The organism is Stenotrophomonas sp. FW305-C-20-S1 (assembly GCF_058783335.1).
In genome coordinates this window covers 1-21880 of record NZ_JBYTEK010000054.1, presented here as the reverse complement: position 1 = coordinate 21880, position 21880 = coordinate 1, and the positions used below count along the sequence as shown (strand labels likewise).

Here is a 21880-nt window from a genome sequence, read left to right as displayed (position 1 = left end):
GGTAGTGCCGGCCGCTGGCCGGCAACCCCATGAATGATGACAGTGTGTTGCGGTTGCCGGCCAGCGGCCGGCACTACCCATGCTGCGCTTACGCGCTGATGCCGTATTCCTTCAGCTTCTTGCGCAGGGTGGCGCGGTGGATGCCCAGCATCGCGGCCGCGCGGCTCTGGTTGCCTTCGCAGTGGTTGAGCACTTCCACGAACAGTGGAATCTCCATCTCGCGCAGTACGATCTCGTAGACATCGTCCGCATCGCAGCCATCGAGGTCGCGCAGGTAACGGCGCACGGACTGGGCCACATGTTCGCGCAGCGGTGGCCGGGCAGCGCCACGACTGTTGTCAGGACGAGAAAGGACAGCGTTCAAGGGGGTTCCCGATCTGGTTGGTCCATGCACGCGAGGCGCCGGACCGGATGAGGTGATGGCGGTCAGTCTAGCGCGAGCGTGCCCGACCTGCCACGGCCGGACGGTCAGGCCCAGGTCAAAGGAACTCGAAGGTGAATGCGACCGTGGATGCGGCAGGCTCCTGCACGCGGAAGGCGATGCGTGCGCTTTGGCCCGGTTCCAGAGGGGCCGCACCCGGGTTTTCGCCGAGGTACTGCGCTGGTGCGAACACGCCGGTGCCGATCACACGACCATCGGCATCGGACAGCGACAGGCGCAGGTCCGGCCATGCCTGCGGCCAGCGCGCGTCGTTGCGGATGCTGGCCTGGATCTGCAGCACGCCGGGCTGGGCCGGCAACGGGCGGATTTCACGGCTGGTCATGGTCAATGCAGTGGGCTCGCGCCAGGCGGGCAGCTCGCAGCGCAGCACGCTGCACAGCGCACCGATCCACGGCCGGGTACCGGCATCGGCGGCCAGCCGTGCACGATCGGCAAGCACGCTCTGCAGCAACAGCAGCAGCGCCAGCGCGGCCACCAGCAGCCAATGCCAGCGTGGGGTGGGCAGCGCCCGCGGGCGTACGCCGAGGAAGCTGGGCGCATCGGCGGCGGTGGCAACGATGCCGGGTTTGGCGGTGAAGTCCGGCTCGATGATTGGATCAGCGGCGGCCAGCGGTTCTGTTTCGGTTGCCGCCACGATGTCCGTTGCCGGGTCGATGTCCTCGATCACCGGCGCTGCATCGCTCGGCGCCGGTTCGCGCGGTTCGGTGGCTTCAGGCGTGGCATCGCGTCCCGGCGCGGTGCGCAGGAACGTGGCCAGGGGGCGGCGCGGTGGGTTCGGCTCGGACATGCTCAGGGCGCGGGCTCGGATCCAGCGGTCATTCAACCACGATCAGGCGCGGCGTACGCCGGTGATGCGCATCCAGTCGCCATCCTGGGTGGCCTGCAGGTCGTCGAACCACGCCGCATAGCGCTGCAGCAGTTCGTCTTCCTGGCCATGCAGGATGCCCGACAGGGCGATGCGACCACCGCTGGCGACACGGGCGGCCAGCAGTTCGGCCAGTGCATCCAGCGCGGAGGCCAGGATGTTGGCGACCACGATCGGGTAGGTGGCGACCGGTTCGTCCTGCGGCAGGTACACCTGCATGCGTGCCTGTTCGCCGTTGCGTTCGGCATTGTCGGCGGTGGCGATCAACGCCTGCGGGTCGTTGTCCACGCCAATGGCCTGGGCGGCACCGAGCTTCAGTGCGGCCAGGGCGAGAATGCCCGAACCACAGCCGAAGTCGAGCACGCGCTGGCCCTGCAGCTGGCCATCAACGGCCAACTGGTCCAGCCAGCGCAGGCACAGCGCGGTGGTCGGGTGGGTGCCCGAGCCGAAGGCCAGGCCCGGGTCGAGGCGCACGATGGCGGCGTCGGCGGCCTGCGCGGCTTCCGGCAGCTCGTGGTTCCACGGCACGATCCAGGTACGGCTGCCGAAGTCCATCGGCTGGAACTGGTCCAGCCACGCGCGCTCCCAGTCTTCGTCTTCCACGGCGCGGAAGCTGCCGTTGCTCCAGTCCAGCTCCGGATCGAAGGCTTCCAGCGCGGCCAGCAGCAGCAAGGCATTGCTGTCGGCCGGGAACAGCGCGCTGAGCACCAGGGTGTCCCACAGCGGGGTCTCGCCCACGCCGGGTTCGAGGATGGCCTGTTCGTTGCTGGTGTCGGCTTCGGCATCAAGCAGGGTCACCGCCAGCGCGCCCACATCCTCCAGCGCATTCTCATAGCGGGGCTGGGTGGCTTCGGTGCAACGCAGGGTCAGTTCCAGGAACGGCATGGCGGTGAGGGCAATCGCGGGAAAGGGGGCCATGCTAGACCATCGGGGCGTCTCCGTATGCCTTGAGATGAACGAAGCCGATTCAGACAGGCCTCACGGGCCTTGCTAAACTCGGCGCTTTCCTGTGCGCCGTACCACGAACGTTGCCGATGGCTTTCGCCCCGACCCTGAAAACCTGGTTGCTCGTCCTGCCGGCCGTGGCCGTGCTGGGCGTGGCCGGTTATCGGGCCAACGGCCACAGCCGGGCCATGGACGCGCACGTCGACGTGCCGCTGGCCGCCCAGGCCAGCGATGCACAGGGCGCGCTGGCACCGGTGATGCCCGAAGCGCTGGCACGCCGCCTCGCGGCTTTCGAACGTGGTACCGCGCTGCCGTCGGGCCTGCCGCTGGATATCCGCGCCGACATCGAAAGTGCCACCGATCTGTACGCCTACGCGCAGCGCCTGCGCGTGCAGGCCGACCAGGGCAACCACGAGGCGCGCTGGATGCTCAGCCGGGTCTACGACTACTGCGCGCAGTACGCCGTTGACCCGGGTGGCTACCGGCTGGACAACAACGTGCTGTCCGGCCTTGGCCTGAGTGCTGCACCGGAGATGGTGGAGGCGCGCGAACGGGTGGCGCAGCGCTGCGGTGGCTTCGTGCCCGGCGACAAGCTGGGGCCGGCACTGGTGCTCGGTGAGCGTCGTCGTGCGGCCCAGCAGGGCAACCTCGCTGCCGAAGCGGCGCTGTTTGCCGAAGGTGAGCCACTGCAGGACAGCGAGCAGTACCGCCGCGACCTGGTTGAACGCGTACGTACCTCGCGCGATCCGGAGGCGTACATGGCGATCGCGCCGGGCATGGGATTGCGTGCGGCGGGCGACAAGGCATTGACCGGCATGGTGGCCGGTGAACAGCTGAGTGAACTGGCATGGCGGGTTGCGGCCTGCGAACTCGGTCTTCCCTGTGGAGCCGACAGCGTGCTGGTCAACAGTTTTTGCGCGAATGGAGGGATCTGTTCGCCGGATGGAACGCAGGACTTCCGTGAATTTGTGTATGACGCCGCGGTTTCGCGGCAAGGTGCGGGGAAAATGAAGGAATGGATCAAGCGATTGATTGGAACGAGGGACGGGCGATGAACTACCGTCGATTCCTGCATGGGGCCAAGTTCTGGTTCTGGGTGGTGTTGTTCGTGGCCTATTCGGCCGGTGCGGTAGGCCTGCTGATGATCGACACCTATGAGGACCGCTATCGGCGTCTATCGAAGGTGGAGCTGACCTCGGTGAAGACACAGGAAGACGTGCGTCGTGCCGGTGCCAGCCAGGTTGCCGCCGTTTACCGGGCGCAGAGCGGCGTGCCGTTCTCGTCGTTGCCGGCCGGCAGCACCTTCCAGGTGGTCTGGCCCGATGGGTCCAGCGAGACCATGGTGATCGTCGATCCGACCTCGCCGAACGGCGTGCGTCCTCTGGCGAACTCACAGATTCCGGCGACCGCGGCCGACGCGCGCTGACGCCACGCCGGTAGCGCCGGGCCATGCCCGGCGGGTGGGCGGTGGCGATGGAAGGCCGCCGGGCATGGCCCGGCGCTACCGTAAAAACGCAAAAAGGGCGGGGAAAACCCCGCCCTTTTCATGTGCAGCGACTGCAGTTGCCGATCAGGTCAACGCGATCGGCTTGCTCTTGCGCTCGGCAAGGCGCTTTTCCAGATAGTGGATGTTCTGCCCACCGGCCTGGAAGCCCTTGTCACGCATGATCCGCTGCTGCAGGGCGATGTTGGTCTTGATGCCATCGACCACCATCTCGCTCAGCGCCACCCGCATGCGGGCAATGGCGGTCTCGCGGTCCGGACCGTGCACGATCAGCTTGCCGATCATCGAGTCGTAGTTCGACGGCACGCGGTAGCCACTGTAGATGTGGGTATCGACGCGCACGCCGGGACCACCCGGTGCGTGGAAGCCGGTGATGGTGCCCGGGCTCGGCACGAAGGTTTCGGCGTCTTCGGCGTTGATGCGGCACTCGATCGCATGGCCGGTCAGCACCACATCGCTCTGCTTGATCGACAGCTTCTGGCCAGCAGCGATCTTCAGCTGTTCGGCGACCAGGTCGATACCGGTGACCATCTCGGTGACCGGATGCTCCACCTGGATGCGGGTGTTCATTTCGATGAAGTAGAAACGGCCGTCTTCATACAGGAACTCGAAGGTACCGGCGCCGCGATAACCGATGCGGATGCAGGCTTCCACGCACACCTTGCCGATCTGCTCGCGCTGCTCGGCGGTGATGCCCGGTGCCGGTGCTTCCTCGACCACCTTCTGGTGGCGACGCTGCATCGAGCAGTCGCGCTCGCCGAGGTGGATTGCGTTGCCCTGGCCGTCGGCCAGCACCTGGATCTCCACGTGGCGCGGGTTCTCCAGGAACTTCTCCATGTAGACCTCGCCATTGCCGAACGCGGCCTTGGCCTCGCTCTTGGTGGTTTCGATGGAGGTCTTCAGGGAAGCTTCGGCGTGCACCACGCGCATGCCGCGGCCACCGCCGCCGCCGGCCGCCTTGATGATGACCGGGTAGCCGATCTCACGGGCGATCTTGGTGTTGGCGACGATGTCGTCGCCCAGCGGGCCGCCCGAACCGGGCACGCACGGCACACCGGCCGACTTCATGGCACGGATCGCTTCGACCTTGTCGCCCATCAGGCGGATGGTGTCTGCCTTCGGGCCGATGAAGATGAAGCCGGACTCTTCCACGCGCTCGGCGAAGTTGGCGTTCTCGGACAGGAAGCCATAACCGGGGTGGATGGCCTGGGCGTCGGTGACCTCGGCCGCGGCGATCAACGCCGGGATGTTGAGGTAGCTTTCCGCCGACGGCGCCGGACCGATGCAGACCGATTCATCGGCCATGGCCACGTGCTTGAGATTGCGGTCGACCGTGGAGTGCACGGCCACCGTGCGGATGCCCAGGGTGTTGCACGCGCGCAGGATGCGCAGCGCGATTTCCCCTCGGTTGGCGATGACGACTTTGTCGAGCATGGCAGCCGCCCCTTAGCCGATCACGAACAGCGGCTGGTCGAATTCCACCGGCTGGCCGTTCTCGCCGAGGATGGCGACGATGGTGCCCGACGCATCGGCTTCGATCGGGTTGAACATCTTCATCGCTTCGATGATGGCCAGGGTCTCGCCGGCCTTGACCTGCTGGCCGATGCTGACGAACGCCGGCTTGTCCGGTGCGGACGAGGCATAGAAGGTGCCGACCATCGGCGAGCGCAGCACGTGGCCTTCCGGCAGCGCGTTGCCCGGCTTGGCGGTGCCGCCGGTGGAGGCTTCGGTCGGCGATTGCATCGGCATGGCCGGGGTGGCCGGCTGGGCGGCGGCCGGAGCGGCCATCATCATCTGCGGCGGGGCCTGCATCATGCCGTAGCCGGACACCGGAGCGCGCGACAGGCGCACCGACTCTTCGCCTTCCTTGATTTCGATTTCAGCCAGGTTCGACTCTTCCAGCAGGTCGATCAGCTTCTTGATTTTGCGGAGATCCATGGTGGCCTCTTTGCTCTTTGATGTCAGTGTGGTGGGAAGCGCGTTGCGCTCGGGTCAAAGCAGTTCGTAGAAGTCGCGCAGCTGCCGGGTGCGGTCGCGCGCGAGGGTGATCAGGCAGCGCATCTGCGCGCCGTTGCGCGCGGTGCCGTCGGAATTGAGGGCGTACACGGCTTGGCAGTCGTGGTCGCGCAGCTGCATCCATGCGCGCTGGGCCAGCACCAGTTCCTGTTCGGCGTTGCCGCAGTAGCTGCAGGTGCCGCCGTTGGCCGGCGTGCGCAGCTGCCTGCGTGCCTGGGCGTAGACGGTGTTGAGTTCGACGTCGGCGGCCGCTGCCACGTCCGAGGCGCACAGGTCGCTCTCCATCGTGGTGGTCGGATGCGCGCAGTCGATGCCCTCGTCCTTGCGGTCGAACGCGCTGGCAGCGCCGCACAGGCCGGCCCACAGCACAACGCTGGCGAGGACGCGCGACAGGCTCATGATGCGGCGGCGGCCTGCACGCGTGCCAATGCCGCGTCCATCGCATAGCGGTAGCTGTCGGCACCGAAGCCACACACCACGCCCACCGCCTTGTCGCTGAAATAGCTGTGCTGGCGGAAGGGCTCGCGGGTATGCGGGTTGGACAGGTGGATCTCGATGAACGGCACCGCCACCGCCGCCAGCGCATCGCGCAGGGCAACCGAGGTATGGGTGAAGGCGGCCGGGTTGATCAGGATGAAGGCCGTTCCGTCGGTGCGTGCGGCCTGTACACGATCCACCAGGACGTGCTCGGCGTTGGACTGCAGGCTCTCCAGCGCATGACCTGCGGCAGCGGCCTGGGCGGCCAGCGCCTGGTCGATGTCGGCCAGCGTGGTATGGCCGTAGACCTCCGGCTCGCGGCTGCCGAGCAGGTTGAGGTTGGGGCCATGCAGGACCAGCAGCTTCGCCATGGGATCCGATTGACGGGAAAGGGCGGCAGTCTGGCGGAAGCTGAGGATGCTGTCCAGTTCGGCGAAATTAGTGGTGTTTAAAGCGATCGTTTGAAAAGGCCGTGCGCCGCATGTCTGCTCACTATAGACAGTGGAAACTGCGCGTGCCGACCATCCCTCAGCCCCGGAGACTGCAGCCGGACCGCATTACGTTCGACACTGCGGAGGTTGCCAGGGTGTTCCTACACTGGGTCAACCCGCCATGTCGGCGCTCCTGGATGCTCGCGCCGTGCCCACCCCCATGCGATTGCCTGCAGTGCTGCTGGTGCTGCTGCCCTTGAATGCGCTGGCTGCCGAACAATGGATCGTTGCCACCGACCTGTGGGGCAGCAGGAACTACCAGACCCTGCAGGTGGACGTGCAGGACGGGCGTATCGCCGGCCGTCTGGACGCCGACCCGGTCACCGGCACCCTGGGTGCCGGGCAGATGGTATTCACCGCAACCGACAGCCAGGGCCAGCGCTACCAGTTCGACGGGCGCATTGACGGGGCGCGGATGCAGGGACAGAGCGATCAGCCGGACACCAACAACCGCGAGGCGCGTGCCGTCCACGCCTTCAGCGCCTGGAAGGTACCGGCGCGGGTTTCGACCGCACCTCAGCGCCATGTGTTCACGCCGACCGACTACTCCAATACGTTCAGCGCCGACCGGGCGCCGGTGCTGGTGATCTGGCCAGGCGACTCGGTACAGACCCGCACGCTGGACTCCGGCGGCGTGGACGAGAAGGGCGTCACCCGCGCGCTGTTCGGCAATCCACAGGTCGGGCCGTTCTTCGTGGTCGGTGCCGAACCCGGCGACACGCTGGCGATCACGCTTACCTCGTTGAAGCTCAACCGTGACTACGCCGACAGCCTGGATGGCCTGGTGGGACGCTTGAAAACGCCGCGGGTGGCTGCCGAAGCCACTGGGCTGGGCAAGCCGGTGCGCTGGCAGCTGGACCGCAGCAGGGGCGTCGCCCGTCCGCAGGGCGCAGGTGGTGGCCTGCGGCATTTCGAAGTGCCGGTGAAGCCGATGCTCGGCGGCCTGGCGCTGGCGCCGGGCTTCGGCTACCCGCCGTTTTCAACCGGCGATACCGGTGACTTCGGCGGCAACATGGACTTCAACGCCGTGGTCGAAGGCAATACGGTCTACCTGCCCGTGCAGCAGCCTGGTGCCCTGATGTACCTGGGTGATGGGCATGCGCTCCAGGGCGATGGCGAAACCACGCAGTGGGCGCTGGAGACATCACTGGATGTGGTGGTGAAAGTGGAGCTGCTGAAGCAGCATGCGATCGCAACGCCGCGGGTGGAATCGGCAACGCAGATCATGACCCTGGGCCAGGGGGGCTCCAGCGATGATGCGCTGCGCACCGCCACCTCGGGCATGCTGCAGTGGCTGCGCCAGGCCTATGGGTTGACACTGTCCGAGGCGACCCAGGTGCTGGGCGTGGCGGTGCAGTACCAGGTGGCCAACCTGGCCGGGCGCAGTGTGGGCGTGGCGGCGAAGCTGGACAAGGCACTGTTGCAAGGGCTGCAGTTGCAGACGACAACGCAGCCGGGCCGCGCCGCCGTGAAGCCCGCTGCCAGATGACCACTGCGCGGGCAGCAACCGGGGAAAACGTATCCACCAGGAGTCCGTGATGAGTGCCGACGCCATCCGAAACCGCCGCGCTGCCTTCAGGGCGCTTCATGCATCCGGTTGCTTCCTGCTGCCCAATCCATGGGACGTGGGCAGTGCGGTGGCGCTGGCGCGGCTGGGTGCCCAGGCACTGGCTACCACCAGTTCCGGCCATGCCTGGGCCCACGGGCAGCCTGACGGGGCGATGGGGCGCAGCGAGATCCTCGCTCATCTGCAGGCGATGGTGGCGGCGACCGATCTACCGGTGAACGCCGACTTCGAAGATGGTTTTGGCCGCAGCCCGGAGGCGGTGCACGAGAGCGTGTCGATGGCGATCGCTACCGGTGTGGCTGGCCTGTCGATCGAAGATTCCAGCGGCGATGCGGACCATCCGCTGCGCAGCATCGAAGACAGCGTGGCCCGGCTGCAGGCCGCGCGCCGTGCCATTGATGAAAGCGGGCACGACGTGATGCTGGTGGGGCGCGCGGAGAACTTCTTCGTCGGGCGACCCGATCTGGACGATACATTGGCTCGCATCCGCGCCTATGCGCAGGCGGGTGCCGACTGTCTGTATGCGCCCGGCATCCGGACCGCAGAGCAGATCCGCGCCGTGGTGGAGGCTGCTGCTGGCAAACCGGTCAACCTGCTGATCGGTGCGCCCGGCGTGATGACGCTGCAGCAGGCCGCCAGTCTGGGCGTGCGCCGGGTCAGTGTCGGCGGTGCGCTGGCCCGTAGCGCGTGGTCCGGCTTTCTCGACGCCTCCCGGCAGTTGCTTGCCAGTGGATCATTCGATGCGCTGCCGGCCACCCCGTCCGGTGCCGAGCTCAACGGGTTGTTCAAGCCGTAGGTGCGTGCAGGCTAGTGCGGCGGCGTCGGCGGGGCGGCCGTCCTGCCGAGCGCTTCGCGCACCGCGCGCTGCAGGCCCTGCACATGGAACGGTTTGGCCAGGAAGGGCGCGCGCCGATGCCGGACCGGCACCAGCTGGTCGTATACCGCTGAAGCGAAAAGGTAGGGGATGCCCAGTTCGAGCAGCCGATCGGCTACAGGGAATACCACGCCATCACGAAGTTCCACGTCCAGCACGGCGCCATCGAAGTGGCCACTGTCGAGCATGCCCAATGCCTCGAAGACGCTGTTGGCGTGGGAGATTTCGTTGCCTTCGTCGGTCAGGGCCTGTTCCATCAGATCAGCCAGATCGAGCTGGTCTTCCACAAGGAGCAGGCGGGGAAGCGGTGCGGGTCGTTCGTTGTTGCTCTGCATGGTGTGTTGTCGTGCGAATGCTGCGTTGGTCCGGCAAGCATCCGCTTACCGGCATCAAGGCCGTGGCAGCCCGGTGTGGCTGTGATGTGCACAACAGCGACCGCAGCGCGCAACAGCATTCCACCGATGGTGCTGGTGCTGGCTGCAATCGTAGTTACCATTGGTAACTAGTGAACAGCAGAGCCCCACCATGCATACCCAAATTGTCGTTGCACATCCTGAACCGGCCTCGCTCACCCACGCCGTCGCTGCACGGATCGGTGAGGCCATCGTCAATGCCGATGCCGGCAATACGGTCACCTCGGTGGATCTGATGGCCGAAGGCTTCGATCCACGTTTCAGCGCCCAGGACCACGCGTTCTTCCGCAGGACCACGACGCTGCCGGCCGATGTCGCCGCCGAGCACGCCCGGCTGGATGCGGCCGATGCGCTGGTGCTGGTCTACCCGCTCTACTGGTGGTCGTTCCCGGCGCTGCTGAAGGGATGGATCGACCGCGTCTTCACCCAGGGCTGGGCCTATGACGAAGGTGCCGACGGCAAGGTGGAAAAAAAGCTGCAGCGGCTGCAGGTGCATCTGGTCGGGCTGGGCGGCGCGGGCCAGCAGATGATCGACCGGCGAGGCTATGGCGCGGCGATGAAGACCCAGATCGACCAGGGGATCTTCGACTACTGCGGGGCGCCGGTGCTGTCCTCCACGCTGCTGCTGGACGCCGACAGCGGCATGGCCGAAGCGCATCTGCAGACGGCAGTGGACATCGGACGTAAGATCGGAACCCCCGCGCCCTGACGATCTCCCTTGCCTTCCAGACCTGCCGCGCCCGAGCCCCGTCGCCGCCTGACCCGTGAACAGCGCGCCCGGCAGCTGCTGGACGTGGCGTGGGCGCTGGTTGGCGAAGAGGGCACCGATGCGCTGACCCTGGCCCGCCTGGCCGAGGCGGCCGGTGTCACCAAGCCGCTGGCCTACGACCACTTCGAAACACGCAACGGTCTGCTGGCCGCGCTGTATGCCGATTATGACCACAAGCAGACCGTGGTCTTCGATGAGCGCATCGGCAGTGCGAAGGCCCGGTTGAAGGATCGCGCGCATGCCATCGCCTCGGGCTACATCGATTGCGTGCTGTCGCAGGGCAGCGAGATCCAGGACATTCTCGCCGCGCTGGCCGGATCACCGGAACTGCGTGCGGTACGCCGTTGCTATCAGCAGGATTTCATCGACAAGTGCGCGCAGTGGCTCGGCCCGTTCGCAGCGGGTGAGGCCGTGCCGGCTACCGGGCTGTGGGCCATTCTCGGTGCCGCCGAAACCCTGTCTGAAGCGGTTGCGGCCGGGGCGGTGGAACACACGGCCGCCGAGGCCGAGCTGGAGCGCGTGATCGTCGCCATCGTCAAGCGTGGCAGCTGAATCGTGTGGGCGAAGCGGCCTAGCGTTGCTCGACGCTGACTGATGGCAGTGGCACGTCACGCGGCAGGTCCGGCAACAGCTGTCGCAGCAGCTCCGGCATTGCCTGCATGGCGGCACCATCGATGTAGCGCCACTGCGTACCACCGACCTGCCGGATGGCGACCATGAAGGTGAGGCTTTTCACTGTCTGTGCGTCGGTGGTGAATACCGTGGTCCGCGGCACGAAGCAGACCTCTTCGTCGCCGGCAGCGTAGGTGCGGGTCGGTTCGCCGACATCATCGCTGATGACCTTCAGGCCCATGTCGCCGAGTGCCTTCATCGCATCGCGCGTGGCCTTCGCATACGCCGCGTCGCCGCCGGCAAAACGCTTCACGCTCGGATGCGTTCGCTCGATCATGGCCTCGGTATCGCCACGCGCGAAGGTGGAGAGCAGAGAACGCACATCCTGCTGCAGCGCCTCGGTCTCGGCAGGGCTGAGTTCGCCGGCATGGGTGATTGCAGCGGCGAACATGCAGGACAGCGCAAGCATCCAGCACAACAGGCGTCGATCCATCGGTGGGGGTACTCCTTCGGGCGCTGGACTATAGAGCGCATTGCCCGTGGTGTCTGCCCTGCCTGCCGGTCACGCGCGTTGGACGTCGGCCATTCCGGCGCTTCCGGCGCTGGCGAAGCCTGCATCAAGCTGCGCACGCACCTGCTCATCGCGCGACGCACGGGAATCAGCACCCAGCACCACGGTGATCAGGCGCAGTGGCAGCGCGTGCCCAGCGCACCTGCGACGGGCGGTGGCTGCCAGGCAGAAGCCTGCAGCCTGTGTGTAACCGGTCTTCAAACCATCCACGCCGTCTTCGCCCAGCAGCGCGTTCTGGTTGGCCTTGTGCAGGGTGCGGTGCACGAAGCTGCGCTGTGCCGTGATTTCCAGCAGATCGGGGTAGCGTCCAAGCACGTGCGCGGCCAATATCGCCATGTCGCGTGCGGTCGACAGATGCCCCGGGGTAGTGATGCCGGACACGGAAATGAAGTGCGTATCGTGCAGGCCCAGCGCTCGCGCGTGATCGTTCATGTGCTGCGCGAACGCCGCCTGCGATCCGGCCAGGTGACGGGCCAGGGCGAGCGCGGCATCGTTGCCGGAGACCACCATCAGGCCCTCCAGCAGTCTGCCGAGGACGATGCTTTCGCCGGGCACCAGGCCCATCCGTGTTTCATCGTCGGCCACCTCGTGCACGTCGCGCGGATCGATGGTGATCATGTCCGACCACGAACCGCCCGACTGCGCGAGCAGGTCATACGCGGTGTAGGCGGTCATCAGCTTGGTCAGCGAGGCCGGTGGTCGTCGCAGATCCGCGTGCTGCTGCTGCAGGATGTCGAGCGAGACGGCATCGATCGTGATCGATGACATGGGCGTGCGAGGGGCGTGCGATGAAGACATGATTGCGCAAGCGTAGCCGGAAGTACGCATGCCGTGGGCATTGCCTGCACATCCTGCGAATACCCGCCACGCGATCCTGTGGTCATGGATTCCGACATCCGCATCGATGGCCGCGTGTTCGCCTACGTCTTTCCCTGTGCCTGGGAGGACTACGCGAAGATCGGCTTCTCGCGCGATCCGCTGGGCCGGATCAGTGCGCTGCATCGGCGCTGGTTCGAGTTCTTCGATCTGGAAGCAGGCGCGCTGGTCGAGGCGGAATCAGAGCGGGATGCGCGTGACCTAGAACTGCAGTTGCGCCGGCCCTTCAAGCTGCATCGTGCGCCGGCACCGATGACGGTGCAGGACAAGGCCGGTGGGCACACCGAATGGGTGCGCGGGGCCAACGCTGCATTGGCCGAGGCTGTGCAAGCGCTGGCGCGGCAGGGCTATCACACCTATCCGCTGCGGCTGTGGCTGCGGGCTGCGATGGTCCAGCGCCTGGACCGGCTGCATGACTGGGCCGCAGTGCAGGTGCCGGAAGAGGAAAGCCTGCGTTCGCCCGTCGGCGTGGCCGCACTGCGCGACGCCATCGATGCGTATCGCGCGCTCGCTATCGATCCGCAGCCGTGGTTGCCCGAGCACCTGCAGCACGGGTGGTGACACTGCCCGGGGCGGCCGGGGTGTTGCCCGGACGGGGTGCCCGGCGTGCATCGGGCGCTGCGGGAACGGGACTGGCCAGGCGTTGGGCCAGGGCAACGTTGGTCACGTGGCCCTGCAGGAACAACAGACCGCTGAAGATGTTCATGATCGTGCCTCCACTTGAGTGGAATGCACGATACGGGCAGCATGTCGGTGCAAAAAGCGACATTTCCGCAAGGTCGACTTGAGAGGAATTCAAGGCTTATGTCCCGCCCACCGCTGCATGCCCTGCAGGGCTTCGTCGCTGCCGCACGCCTGGGCAACCTGTCCCGCGCCGCCGCGTCGATGAACTTGACGGTCAGTGCGCTCAGCCATCAGATGCGCCAGCTTGAGGAACGCCTGGGCCAGCCGCTGTTGATACGGCAGGCACGCGGTGTGGCCTTGACCCTGGAAGGGCAGCGCCTGCTGGATCAGGTGGGCCCTCATCTGGATGCGATCAACGAAGCCTTCCAGCCCTACGCCGCGCGACCGGAGCATGTGCTCACCCTCAGCGCCGTGCCGTCGATGGCCAGCGCCTGGCTGGTGCCACGCCTGGGCAACTTCGTGGCAGCGCATCCGCAGATCGAAATCAATCTGCAGTCGAGCGAGCGACTGATCGACTTCGACCGGCAGCTGCAGTTCGACGCAGCGCTGCGGCTGGGCAGCGGACAATGGCCGGGGCTGGTGGTGGAACCGTTGTTCGACGAATGGCTGCTGCCCATGGCCAGCCCGGCACTGATCGAGCGCATGGGCGGCATCGGCCACCTGCCGTTGGCACAGTGGCCGCTGCTGGGAGACCCCGACGGCGCGTGGGGCGCATGGTTCGCGCTGACCGGGCAGCGCCCGCCGGCGCGGTACGTGGCGGTGCTGGATGATTCCGAAGCCCACCATCGCGCCGCACTGGATGGCGTCGGTGTTGCGCTGGGACGGGTGACGCGGGCGCGGCTGCTGCTGGATTCCGGCCAGTTGGTTGCGCTGTCGGACCGGCGCCTGAAAACCGCATGGCCGCATTGGCTGGTGTATCCGCAGCGCTCGGTGCGGCACCGTGGTTTCCTGGCCTTCCGCGAATGGTTGCACGCCCAGGCGGCCGAGCACGTGCGGCACATGCAGGCCGCAGACGCGGGGTAGCGCCACGCGGGCAGGCGTGACGCCATGGAGTGAGCGTCACCGCAATAGCGTGACTGCCTGCCCGGCACGCGCGAACGCCTCGCCCAGCAGCGGCCCGGCCTTGATCGCCTGCACTTCCGCGAACAGCGCCTGCAACGCCGCTACGGGTCGAGAGATGGGCGCGGCGACCGCCTGCTGGATGACGGCGAAGCGATCGGCCAGCACGCGATGGCCGGGATGTGCCTGCGCCCAGGCCAGCAGGGGCTGGCGTACGCCGGCCGCTGCATCCAGCCGCTGCTGGTCGAACAGGGTGATGGCAGCGGCCGAGGTGTCGGCACGTTCAATCGTCGCGTGCCGCAGCTCACGGCTGAGGAACAGATCGTAGGCGGCGCCGCGTCCCACCGCGATACGCAGCCCGTTGCGATCAAGGTCTGCAACCCGTTGCGCTGGACTGTCATCGCGCACCAGATAGGTGCCTTCGATCTCCACATACGGCGCGCTGAAGGCAATGCGGTCGGCACGTGCCGGGTCCACCGCCAGGAAGGCCAGATCCCATGCATCGTCGCTCGCCGCTGCAACCACCGATGCGGCCGCGTCGTGGCAACTGAAGCGTGCCTGCACACCCAGCCGCTGTGCCAGCGCGGTGGCCAGTTCCACCGACGGCCCATGTGGTGAATTGGCGTTGCCCTGGGCCAGCACCGGGTTGCCCAGGTTGATGGCAACGCGCAGGTGGCCCAACGGGGCCAGGGCATGACGGTGATCGGCCAGGGACATGGGCGCTTCCAGTACGGTGGCAGGCTGTCCAGCATGCCAGTCGGGGCCGTATCGTGCAGTGCACAGGGCTGCGATGCTGCCTTTCATCCACCTGCACGCCGAGCACGATCACCATGAATCCCATCCTGCATGTTGAAGTTCCGGTCGCCGATCTCGAACGCGCCGTGATGTTCTACGAGCACTGGCTGCAGGTGCGCATCGAAGCGCCGATCGACCTGCATGACTGCCGGATGGCCTACCTGTCGTTCAACGACGACGCCGCAGGTGCCAGCATGGCGCTGGTGCACGGCGCCGACTACGTGCCGTCGGAGCAGGGCCCGCGCATCTACCTGGGCGTGGACGATCTGGATCGGAGCCTGCAGCGTGCCCTGCAGGCCGGCGCGGTGCTGTGCTTTGGCCCGGCCGTGGCGGGTGGTTGGCGGGTGGCCGAGATCCGCGACAGCGAGGGCAACCGGATTGCTCTGCAGGCACCCGTCAACCCATAGCCGCAAGGACGGCAGCCGAGCATGGCGCGGCGCTACACGGACGTGGCCCGTGATCGCTGCAGCCAGTCGGCGATGGCCGGATCCAACCGCGGATCGTCGGGGAGGCGCATGCCGAAGCCCTGCTGCAGCACCTCGCGCACGTCCTGCACATCCCGCAACGGGCGCTTGGCCGGCGCCTGGCCCAGGCGGTATTCGCTGTAGTTGCCGCTGCCGATGGTGCGTCGCCAATCCGGCCCGGTCAGTGATGCACGCAGCTGGCCGGGAAAGCTCGACTGCGGATGCGTGCACACGTACCAGTTGCCTACCTCGTTGTCGATCGGCGCCGGTGGCTGCAGGTCGAAGCGGTACAGCGCCCGCCAGCCATCCCCCGCCTCGGCGGCGAGCATGAAGTCGCCATCATCCAGCGTCTGCACGCGGTAACGCTCGTGCGGTGTGTCCTGCACTGCGGTCTCGTGCAGGCGCAGCGGTACGGTCGGGGTCAGGCTGCCGAAGCCGGTATCGACCAGCCAATCCTCTTCCTGCAGACGCACCCGCAGGAGCAGATGCGTACGCGCAGTCAGCTCGCCATCGGTGGCCGACAGCAGCACCCGTGCGCTCAGTGGCTGCGCATCGAAGCCCAAGGCCTGCAGCAGCGCCAGGAACGCGCCATTGAGTTCGAAGCAGTAACCGCCTCGCTGCGCGTGCAGCAGCTTGTGCTGGACGCTGTCCAGGTCGATTGCCACCGCGTCGCGCAGCAGGCTGGTCAGGGTCTCGAACGGCAGCAGGGCGTTGTGGCGCTGCTGCAGCAGGGTCAGCCCGGCCAGGGTGAGCGGGGGCGGGGCATCCAGCTGCAGGCGCTGCAGGTAGCGGGGGACGTCGATGGGCATGGCAGGCATCACGGGCGGGGGGCTCCACTGTGATACCGCAACCGGGGTTGAGGTCAAGCGCATCCCGCCGGTGTCATCCCCCGGTCGTCTGCGGCCGGTACAACAGCGACAACTGCCCGCCGCTCGTGGCAGGAATCAATCCGGGGCTAAAGTTCTGCTGCAACCAGTCGATACAGGTGCGTCCTTCCGCCTGGAGTCTGTCATGTCGGCCGTCGTTCCCCACCTTCGGTCCCTGCGTAGCCGCGTTGCCGGGTTGCGTTCCCGTTTCCCTGGCCTGCTGCGCTGGTTGCAGCCCCATCGGCTGAGCGTCGCCGACAAGCTCAAGGCGACCCTGCTGGTCTGCAGCCTGGGCCTGGTGGCCATTGCCGCCGTCCATGCCTGGACCAGCCATGCGAGCAAGCAGGCGGCGCGCGATCAGGCCAGCTACCAGCACGGCAGTGACCGCGTCGCTTCGCTGGCAGCGCGGGTGGCCGAGGCCCGGCGCCTGCAGACCCAGTATGCGCGAAGTTTCGACGATGCCGACCGCAGCCAGTTGCTGGCCACGCAACGGATGTTGAAGCAGGATCTGCAGGCGTTGCGTGCAATGCCGATGGATGCGGGTCGGCGCAAGGTGCTGCAGGCGATGACTGAAGCCGTCGACGCATTCTCACAGGGCATCGCCGCGTTGTTCGAGCGGGTGGATGAGATGGGGCGCGGCGACGCAGGCCTGGCCGCGCAGCTGCAGCAGTCCGCCGACGCACTGCAGGCACAGGTGGACGCGCTGGAGCGCCCTGCGCTTTCCCTGCATGTGCAGCGGATGCGGCGCCAGGAAGCGCTGCTGCTGCTCGACGGCGATTCCACCCACGCCGATCGTGCCAGCGAAGAAAAGCTGCCCTTCGATCTGGCATTGGCGGGCCTGCCAGCCGAGGTGCAGGAGCAGGTGCGCACGGGCATGGAGGCCTACCAGGCCGCGCTGCTGGGCTATGCCGCCGCGCGTGTCGGCCTGGACGTGGAAGCACAGTCGCTGCTCGAGACGGCGGCAGCCGTGGGCCCGGCACTGGCCGCATTCCAGCAGGCACAGACTGCGGGACTGGCCCAAGCGCAGCTTCGTCAGCAGTCGGGCGCACGGATGGCCAGCGTGCTGTTCGTGACCACTCTGCTGCTGGTGGCCGGTGTACTGATCACCAGCCTGGTGCTGGTCGTCCGCGCGGTGCGTCGACCGATCCAGGACACCCTGCGTTTCGCTGGCGATATCGCCGATGATCGGCTCGACACCACGCTGCGCGTGCACAACGCCAACGATGAGATCGGCCAACTTGCGCAGTGCCTGGTCGACATGCAGCAACGCCTGCGTGCGCGGATCGAAACCGAGCGCGCGGTTGCGCGCGGCAATACGCGCGTGCGGCAGGCGCTGGACAGCGCGCAGACCGGCTTGATGGTGGTCGACGCGGAAGGGCAGGTGGCCTACGCCAATCCAGCGCTGCTGCAGCTGCTGGATCTTCCTGCAGAGACGTTGCTTGGCAGCGACGCGGTCCGCCTGCACCCGGTACTGGCGGGGCTGATTGGTGTCCGTCAGCGCGAAGAGCGCGAGATCGGCCACGCCGGCACCCGCTACCAGCTGATCGCCAACGCCATCGTCGAGGACGACCACTTCCTCGGCGTGGCAGTGGAATGGCGCAGCCGCGCGCTGGAGACACTGCTGGAAACCGAAGTGGCGGCACTGGTCGACGCGGCGGCGCATGGCGAGCTGCAGGGGCGCATCGTACTGGAGGGCAAGCAAGGCTTCGTGCGCACGCTGTCGACCAGCATCAATCGCCTGCTGTCCACCTTCGAGGCCAACCTCGGCGATCTGCAGGCGCTGCTGGCCGCACTGGCACGCGGCGACCTGAGCGTGCGCCTGGAGGGCGACCTGCAGGGCGTGTTCGCCCGCATGCGTGACGATGCCAACGCCACCGTCGCGCAGCTGGGCCACATCGTCACCCGCATCCAGCAGGCCACCGTCCGCCTGGATGTGGGGGTGGGCGAAATCGTCGCCGGCCATCACGATCTTTCCCAGCGCACGGAACAGCAGGCCGCCAACCTGGAAGAAACCGCTGCATCGATGCATGAACTGACCGATACCGTCGGCCGCAACGCCGATGCGACGGAGCGCGCCGATGGACTGGTACGTGAGGCCGCCCGGGTTGCCGAGCGCGGCGGCACTGCGGTCGGCCAGGTGGTGGCCACCATGCAGGGCATCAGTGCGGCGTCGCGGCGCATCGGTGACATCATCCAGCTGATCGATGGCATCGCCTTCCAGACCAATATCCTGGCCCTCAACGCGGCAGTGGAGGCCGCGCGTGCAGGCGAGCAGGGTCGAAGCTTCGCGGTGGTGGCGGCCGAAGTGCGCTTGCTGGCCCAGCGCAGTGCCGATGCGGCCAAGCAGATCAAGGGGCTGATCGAGGATTCGGTGACGCGGGTCGACCAGGGCAGTACGCAGGCCGAGCAGGCGGGTACGACGATGGACGAGATCGTCAGCAGCGTGCAGCAGTTGGCCGGCCTGCTGGCCGGTATCCGCAGTGCCTCGCACGAACAGCATGCGGGCATTGCCCAGGTAAACCAGACCGTCGTACAGATGGAGGCCAGCACGCAGCGCAATGCGAGCCTGGTGGAAGAAGCCGGCGCGTCGACTGCGCAGATGCAGACCCAGGTGCGGGCGCTGGCCGAAGCGGTGGCCGCGTTCCGGCTGCAGCCCGAGCGCCGGTCGCGGGCGGCGGCGTGATGGCCTGATCGACTTCACCGGGCATGGCCCGGCGCTACCGTTGAAACCCATGACGGGTAGCGCCGGGCCATGCCCGGCGAACGGATTCAATACACGTCGCGCCGGTAGCGCCCGTTCTCCAGCAGCAGTTCCACCCTTTCATCGCCCAGTGCCTCGCGCAGCACCTGGTCCACGCCTTCGGCCATGCCGTGCAGCGATCCACACACATGGATCACTGCACCCCGTGCCAACCACGCCTGCAGTTCATCTGTCGCAGCGCGCAATCGATGCTGTACGTAGCTGCCATCGTCCACATCACGCGAATAGGCCTGATCCAAGCGCAGCAGATGCCCGTCAGCCTGCCACTGGACGATCTCGTCGGCGAACAGGAAATCGTGCGCGCGCTGACGCTCGCCGAACAGCAGCCAGTGGCCGTGCTCCCCGTGATGCGCGGCTTCGCGCAGCAGGCTGCGCAGGCCGGCGATGCCCGTGCCGTTGCCGATCAGCACCATCGGCGCGCCCGGCTGCCGATGGAAGCCCGGGTTGCGATGCACGCGGGCCGCTATCGCACCGTCCAGCGGCGCATGCAGGGCCAGCCAGCCCGAGCCCAGTCCTGCGCGGCCTGCTGCGTCATGGACCAACCGCACCACCAGCTCCACTTCGCCATCGGCGCCGCATGAGGCGATCGAGTACTCACGCCCAGGCAGTGACGGCAGGCCCGACAACCACAGGCCTGCATCCTGCACCTGCAACGCACGGCCGGGTTCGGGCAGCACGCGTTCGCTGGCCAGTTCCAGCAGGGTCTTCGCAACGCCATCGATCAGCTGTGGCTGCTGGGGATCCAGGCCATGCGCGCGCAGTACCGCGCTGGCATGCATCGCGTCGTGGCGGGGCGCGATGTGCAGGATGTCGCCGGCCTGCCAATCGACATCGGCCGGCGGTGCCAAGCGGATCTTCCAGATCTGGCCGCCGACGCTGCCAGCGTTGAGCAGGGTGCGGCCGAGCAGGCGCCAGCCGTGCATCACTGTGGCGGCCGGCAACACGCTGTCGTCGGTGCCGATGCCAGTCAGTGCGGTCAGCTGCAGCTGCCACTGGCGCAGCGCCACCACCGAAGCAGCATCGACGTCGATGCGGGCGAACAAGGGTTGCGCGCCCGAGCGCGTCAACCAGTCGTCGATCTGCACGCCGAACCCGCAGAACTGAGCGTACTGGTGATCACCCAGCGCGAGCATGCCGTAACGCAGCCCGGAAAGGTCCGGACGCTGTGGCAGCAACTGGCGCGCGCTGCGCCGTGCGTTGTCCGGTGGTTCGCCATCACCGAAGGTGCTGAGCACGAACAGCGCTTGCGTGGTGGCCTGCAGCTGAGCGGCAGTCACGCGCGCAAGCGGCAGTACCTGCACCGCGTGGCCGGCCGCCTGCAGCTGTGCCGCCGCACGCCAGGCCAACTGTTCGGCCAGGCCGCTCTGGCTGGCATGCACCACCAGCCACGGCGTGCCCGCGGCATGGTGTGCTGCTGCCGGCACGGTCTGCCGCAGCGCGCGGGCGGCACGCTGGCCGCGGCGGCGGTCCAGGTACAACAGCCAGCCGGTAACGAAGAACAGGCACATGCCCAGGCTGCTGAGCATCACCACGATGCGCCCGGGCATGCCGAAGAAGCTGCCCGAGTGCAGGGCGAACATGCTGGTGGTGAGCTGGCCGCCGGCACCCTGGCGCGCGTAGGGGCGCGCGTCGAGGACCGCGCCGGTGGCCGGGTCGAGCTGCAGCAGGTCATGTGCGCGGTCGTGATGGCCGCCCCGTTGTGCGGGATCTGCCGACATCACCCGTACGTTGAGCGCTTGACCGGGCTTCTCCGGCAGGCGCAGGTCGATGAAGCCCTGGCGCACGCCGGGCAGTGCGTACAGCGTGGCCTCGACCTTGTGCAGATCCAGGGGCAGATCCGTGGCGACCTTGTGCTTGGCGGGGGGCGCGACACCCAGCAGCTGGGTCAGCCCGTTGCGATACCAGTCGAACGACCACCACAACCCGGTCAGTGCGCTCATCAGGTAGATCAGCAGCACCCAGGTGCCGATCACCGAATGCAGGCTCCACAGGAAGCCCCGGCCCTTGCGCGACCATTCCACCGCCAGCCAGCTGCGCCAGTGCCACCAGCGGCGTGGCCAGCGCAGGTACAGCCCGGACAGGGTGAAGAACAACAGCGCGACCGCACAGCTGCCGGTGATCCACGAGCCGCGTTCACCGGCGACCATGTGGCGGTGCAGGTCCTCGACGAAATCGAAGAAGGCCTGTCCACGCAGTGCGCTGAAGCGTTCGCCGCTGTAGGGGTCGAAATAGACCCAGTGATCCTTGCCGCCGGCAAAGCGTGCCACCGACGGCCGCTGGCCGCTGGCATCCACCCGCAGGCGCTGCAGCGGCCGCTCGCTGCCTGCCTGCAGCAACGGCACCAGCTCGCTCAGGGCGAGCGGCTGCTGGTTGTCGGCATGGTGCTCGGCGATCTCGGCGAAGCCGGGATTGGCCGCGCGCAGCAGTTCATCCTCGAACGACAGGACTGCACCGCTCAGGCCCATCACGGCCAGGATGGCACCCGCGCTGATGCCCAGCAGCCAGTGCAGTTGGAAGAGGACGTTCTTGAACATCGGGATCGAGGGCCGTCGAGGCTGCCGCCCGCATCCTGCGCAACAGCAAATGAGAATTAATCTCGTAATTCTCCGGGTCGCGGGCCGCTGCGGTCAAGGAGGGTTTGCCGGCAGGGCTGCGCCCTGCACCTGCTGTAGTGCCGGCCGCTGGCCGGCAACCTCAACAGCAACAGCAACAGCAACGGCAACAGCCGAAGCTGGTTTCCTGAGGGTAGGCGGGGTGGGTCCGGTTGCGGGGGACGCCGTAAACCCATCCATGGGGGCTTGGCCGCGGCATCCATGCCGCGGACACCCC

General features: G+C 67.2%; 23 protein-coding genes. 10 read left to right on the top strand and 13 right to left on the bottom strand.

Annotation, left to right across the window (positions count from 1 at the left end; all coding sequences use genetic code 11):
- Nucleotides 1–88: 88 nt before the first annotated feature.
- From fis to prmA, 3 genes are all read right to left on the bottom strand, one after another.
- Nucleotides 89–364 carry a DNA-binding transcriptional regulator Fis gene (gene fis / locus AC3WTC_RS19325; protein WP_006397198.1) on the bottom strand — a complete coding sequence of 92 codons (276 nt, stop codon included), beginning with the start codon at nucleotides 362–364 and terminating at the stop codon, nucleotides 89–91.
- 115 nt (nucleotides 365–479) lie between these two features.
- On the bottom strand, nucleotides 480–1229 hold the full coding sequence (locus AC3WTC_RS19320) for a DUF3426 domain-containing protein (protein WP_080149711.1): 750 nt from the start codon (nucleotides 1227–1229) through the stop codon (nucleotides 480–482).
- 42 nt (nucleotides 1230–1271) lie between these two features.
- Nucleotides 1272–2192 (bottom strand): 50S ribosomal protein L11 methyltransferase, encoded by a 921-nt coding sequence (prmA, locus tag AC3WTC_RS19315; protein WP_059065374.1) that lies wholly within the window; start codon nucleotides 2190–2192, stop codon nucleotides 1272–1274.
- Between the two features lie 149 nt (nucleotides 2193–2341).
- Here prmA and AC3WTC_RS19310 point away from each other — a divergent pair, with 149 nt between their 5' ends.
- Complete coding sequence (locus AC3WTC_RS19310; protein ID WP_481446560.1) at nucleotides 2342–3307, top strand: hypothetical protein; 966 nt, start codon at nucleotides 2342–2344, stop codon at nucleotides 3305–3307.
- Nucleotides 3304–3678 (top strand): hypothetical protein, encoded by a 375-nt coding sequence (locus tag AC3WTC_RS19305; RefSeq protein ID WP_025878626.1) that lies wholly within the window; start codon nucleotides 3304–3306, stop codon nucleotides 3676–3678. Before AC3WTC_RS19310 ends, AC3WTC_RS19305 begins: the two co-directional genes overlap by 4 nt.
- A 144-nt stretch (nucleotides 3679–3822) precedes the next feature.
- Here AC3WTC_RS19305 and accC read toward each other — a convergent pair whose 3' ends face one another.
- Genes accC through aroQ form a run of 4 tightly spaced genes read right to left on the bottom strand, consistent with a single transcriptional unit; the run spans nucleotide 3823 to nucleotide 6620 of the window.
- Nucleotides 3823–5190: an acetyl-CoA carboxylase biotin carboxylase subunit gene (gene accC / locus AC3WTC_RS19300; protein WP_032976444.1), complete on the bottom strand. Its 1368-nt coding sequence runs from the start codon at nucleotides 5188–5190 to the stop codon at nucleotides 3823–3825.
- 12 nt (nucleotides 5191–5202) lie between these two features.
- Nucleotides 5203–5694 (bottom strand): acetyl-CoA carboxylase biotin carboxyl carrier protein, encoded by a 492-nt coding sequence (accB, locus tag AC3WTC_RS19295; protein ID WP_025878628.1) that lies wholly within the window; start codon nucleotides 5692–5694, stop codon nucleotides 5203–5205.
- Between the two features lie 54 nt (nucleotides 5695–5748).
- Nucleotides 5749–6171, bottom strand: a complete 423-nt coding sequence (locus AC3WTC_RS19290; protein WP_032976445.1) for a lysozyme inhibitor LprI family protein — start codon at nucleotides 6169–6171, stop codon at nucleotides 5749–5751.
- The gene (gene aroQ / locus AC3WTC_RS19285; RefSeq protein ID WP_025878630.1) at nucleotides 6168–6620 is read right to left on the bottom strand and encodes a type II 3-dehydroquinate dehydratase; all 453 of its coding nucleotides are present in this window, start codon (nucleotides 6618–6620) and stop codon (nucleotides 6168–6170) included. The genes AC3WTC_RS19290 and aroQ overlap by 4 nt, the downstream gene beginning before the upstream one ends.
- Nucleotides 6621–6888: 268 nt before the next feature.
- Here aroQ and AC3WTC_RS19280 point away from each other — a divergent pair, with 268 nt between their 5' ends.
- A complete protein-coding gene (locus AC3WTC_RS19280) occupies nucleotides 6889–8229 on the top strand; it encodes an acetamidase/formamidase family protein (protein WP_492712314.1) in 1341 nt (446 codons plus the stop codon).
- Nucleotides 8230–8275: 46 nt separating this feature from the next.
- A complete protein-coding gene (locus tag AC3WTC_RS19275; RefSeq protein ID WP_492712313.1) occupies nucleotides 8276–9103 on the top strand; it encodes an isocitrate lyase/PEP mutase family protein in 828 nt (275 codons plus the stop codon).
- 11 nt (nucleotides 9104–9114) lie between these two features.
- Here the strand turns inward: AC3WTC_RS19275 and AC3WTC_RS19270 are convergent, their stop codons facing one another.
- Complete coding sequence (locus AC3WTC_RS19270) at nucleotides 9115–9516, bottom strand: response regulator (RefSeq protein ID WP_263929945.1); 402 nt, start codon at nucleotides 9514–9516, stop codon at nucleotides 9115–9117.
- A gap of 190 nt (nucleotides 9517–9706) precedes the next feature.
- On the opposite strand from AC3WTC_RS19270, the gene AC3WTC_RS19265 reads away from it, so the two are divergent.
- Nucleotides 9707–10303, top strand: coding sequence for an NAD(P)H-dependent oxidoreductase (locus AC3WTC_RS19265; protein ID WP_492712312.1), 597 nt, complete (start codon nucleotides 9707–9709; stop codon nucleotides 10301–10303).
- A 48-nt stretch (nucleotides 10304–10351) separates the two neighbouring features.
- On the top strand, nucleotides 10352–10915 hold the full coding sequence (locus AC3WTC_RS19260; protein WP_140225389.1) for a TetR/AcrR family transcriptional regulator: 564 nt from the start codon (nucleotides 10352–10354) through the stop codon (nucleotides 10913–10915).
- A gap of 19 nt (nucleotides 10916–10934) precedes the next feature.
- Here AC3WTC_RS19260 and AC3WTC_RS19255 read toward each other — a convergent pair whose 3' ends face one another.
- On the bottom strand, nucleotides 10935–11468 hold the full coding sequence (locus AC3WTC_RS19255; RefSeq protein ID WP_492712311.1) for a hypothetical protein: 534 nt from the start codon (nucleotides 11466–11468) through the stop codon (nucleotides 10935–10937).
- A gap of 69 nt (nucleotides 11469–11537) precedes the next feature.
- Complete coding sequence (locus AC3WTC_RS19250; RefSeq protein ID WP_492712310.1) at nucleotides 11538–12314, bottom strand: D-alanyl-D-alanine carboxypeptidase family protein; 777 nt, start codon at nucleotides 12312–12314, stop codon at nucleotides 11538–11540.
- Nucleotides 12315–12428: 114 nt separating this feature from the next.
- Here AC3WTC_RS19250 and AC3WTC_RS19245 point away from each other — a divergent pair, with 114 nt between their 5' ends.
- Together AC3WTC_RS19245 and AC3WTC_RS19240 are read left to right on the top strand one after the other, a co-directional pair.
- On the top strand, nucleotides 12429–12983 hold the full coding sequence (locus tag AC3WTC_RS19245) for a GIY-YIG nuclease family protein (protein WP_492712309.1): 555 nt from the start codon (nucleotides 12429–12431) through the stop codon (nucleotides 12981–12983).
- 243 nt (nucleotides 12984–13226) lie between these two features.
- On the top strand, nucleotides 13227–14129 hold the full coding sequence (locus AC3WTC_RS19240) for a LysR substrate-binding domain-containing protein (protein WP_025878639.1): 903 nt from the start codon (nucleotides 13227–13229) through the stop codon (nucleotides 14127–14129).
- 36 nt (nucleotides 14130–14165) lie between these two features.
- Here the strand turns inward: AC3WTC_RS19240 and AC3WTC_RS19235 are convergent, their stop codons facing one another.
- The gene (locus AC3WTC_RS19235) at nucleotides 14166–14882 is read right to left on the bottom strand and encodes a transporter substrate-binding domain-containing protein (RefSeq protein WP_492712308.1); all 717 of its coding nucleotides are present in this window, start codon (nucleotides 14880–14882) and stop codon (nucleotides 14166–14168) included.
- A 113-nt stretch (nucleotides 14883–14995) separates the two neighbouring features.
- Here AC3WTC_RS19235 and AC3WTC_RS19230 point away from each other — a divergent pair, with 113 nt between their 5' ends.
- Nucleotides 14996–15367: a VOC family protein gene (locus tag AC3WTC_RS19230; protein ID WP_099785578.1), complete on the top strand. Its 372-nt coding sequence runs from the start codon at nucleotides 14996–14998 to the stop codon at nucleotides 15365–15367.
- Nucleotides 15368–15399: 32 nt separating this feature from the next.
- On the opposite strand, the gene AC3WTC_RS19225 is transcribed toward AC3WTC_RS19230, so the two are convergent.
- Nucleotides 15400–16233, bottom strand: coding sequence for an arylamine N-acetyltransferase family protein (locus tag AC3WTC_RS19225; RefSeq protein ID WP_492712307.1), 834 nt, complete (start codon nucleotides 16231–16233; stop codon nucleotides 15400–15402).
- A 202-nt stretch (nucleotides 16234–16435) separates the two neighbouring features.
- On the opposite strand from AC3WTC_RS19225, the gene AC3WTC_RS19220 reads away from it, so the two are divergent.
- Nucleotides 16436–18973, top strand: a complete 2538-nt coding sequence (locus AC3WTC_RS19220) for a methyl-accepting chemotaxis protein (protein WP_492712306.1) — start codon at nucleotides 16436–16438, stop codon at nucleotides 18971–18973.
- Nucleotides 18974–19059: 86 nt separating this feature from the next.
- Here AC3WTC_RS19220 and AC3WTC_RS19215 read toward each other — a convergent pair whose 3' ends face one another.
- Entirely contained in the window at nucleotides 19060–21585 is a 2526-nt protein-coding gene (locus AC3WTC_RS19215) for a PepSY domain-containing protein (protein ID WP_492712304.1), read from the bottom strand.
- Nucleotides 21586–21880 lie beyond the last annotated feature (295 nt).

Bases quoted from the DNA above. Each gene is read 5' to 3' on its own strand.
- accB (WP_025878628.1), bottom strand. From the start codon at position 5,694: ATGGATCTCCGCAAAATCAAGAAGCTGATCGACCTGCTGGAAGAGTCG.
- AC3WTC_RS19245 (WP_492712309.1), top strand. From the start codon at position 12,429: ATGGATTCCGACATCCGCATCGATGGCCGCGTGTTCGCCTACGTCTTT.
- accC (WP_032976444.1), bottom strand. From the start codon at position 5,190: ATGCTCGACAAAGTCGTCATCGCCAACCGAGGGGAAATCGCGCTGCGC.
- AC3WTC_RS19225 (WP_492712307.1), bottom strand. From the start codon at position 16,233: ATGCCCATCGACGTCCCCCGCTACCTGCAGCGCCTGCAGCTGGATGCC.
- aroQ (WP_025878630.1), bottom strand. From the start codon at position 6,620: ATGGCGAAGCTGCTGGTCCTGCATGGCCCCAACCTCAACCTGCTCGGC.
- AC3WTC_RS19290 (WP_032976445.1), bottom strand. From the start codon at position 6,171: ATGAGCCTGTCGCGCGTCCTCGCCAGCGTTGTGCTGTGGGCCGGCCTG.
- AC3WTC_RS19305 (WP_025878626.1), top strand. From the start codon at position 3,304: ATGAACTACCGTCGATTCCTGCATGGGGCCAAGTTCTGGTTCTGGGTG.
- AC3WTC_RS19215 (WP_492712304.1), bottom strand. From the start codon at position 21,585: ATGTTCAAGAACGTCCTCTTCCAACTGCACTGGCTGCTGGGCATCAGC.
- AC3WTC_RS19320 (WP_080149711.1), bottom strand. From the start codon at position 1,229: ATGTCCGAGCCGAACCCACCGCGCCGCCCCCTGGCCACGTTCCTGCGC.
- AC3WTC_RS19270 (WP_263929945.1), bottom strand. From the start codon at position 9,516: ATGCAGAGCAACAACGAACGACCCGCACCGCTTCCCCGCCTGCTCCTT.
- prmA (WP_059065374.1), bottom strand. From the start codon at position 2,192: ATGCCGTTCCTGGAACTGACCCTGCGTTGCACCGAAGCCACCCAGCCC.
- AC3WTC_RS19240 (WP_025878639.1), top strand. From the start codon at position 13,227: ATGTCCCGCCCACCGCTGCATGCCCTGCAGGGCTTCGTCGCTGCCGCA.
- AC3WTC_RS19235 (WP_492712308.1), bottom strand. From the start codon at position 14,882: ATGTCCCTGGCCGATCACCGTCATGCCCTGGCCCCGTTGGGCCACCTG.
- AC3WTC_RS19220 (WP_492712306.1), top strand. From the start codon at position 16,436: ATGTCGGCCGTCGTTCCCCACCTTCGGTCCCTGCGTAGCCGCGTTGCC.
- AC3WTC_RS19265 (WP_492712312.1), top strand. From the start codon at position 9,707: ATGCATACCCAAATTGTCGTTGCACATCCTGAACCGGCCTCGCTCACC.
- AC3WTC_RS19310 (WP_481446560.1), top strand. From the start codon at position 2,342: ATGGCTTTCGCCCCGACCCTGAAAACCTGGTTGCTCGTCCTGCCGGCC.
- AC3WTC_RS19250 (WP_492712310.1), bottom strand. From the start codon at position 12,314: ATGTCATCGATCACGATCGATGCCGTCTCGCTCGACATCCTGCAGCAG.
- AC3WTC_RS19255 (WP_492712311.1), bottom strand. From the start codon at position 11,468: ATGGATCGACGCCTGTTGTGCTGGATGCTTGCGCTGTCCTGCATGTTC.
- AC3WTC_RS19230 (WP_099785578.1), top strand. From the start codon at position 14,996: ATGAATCCCATCCTGCATGTTGAAGTTCCGGTCGCCGATCTCGAACGC.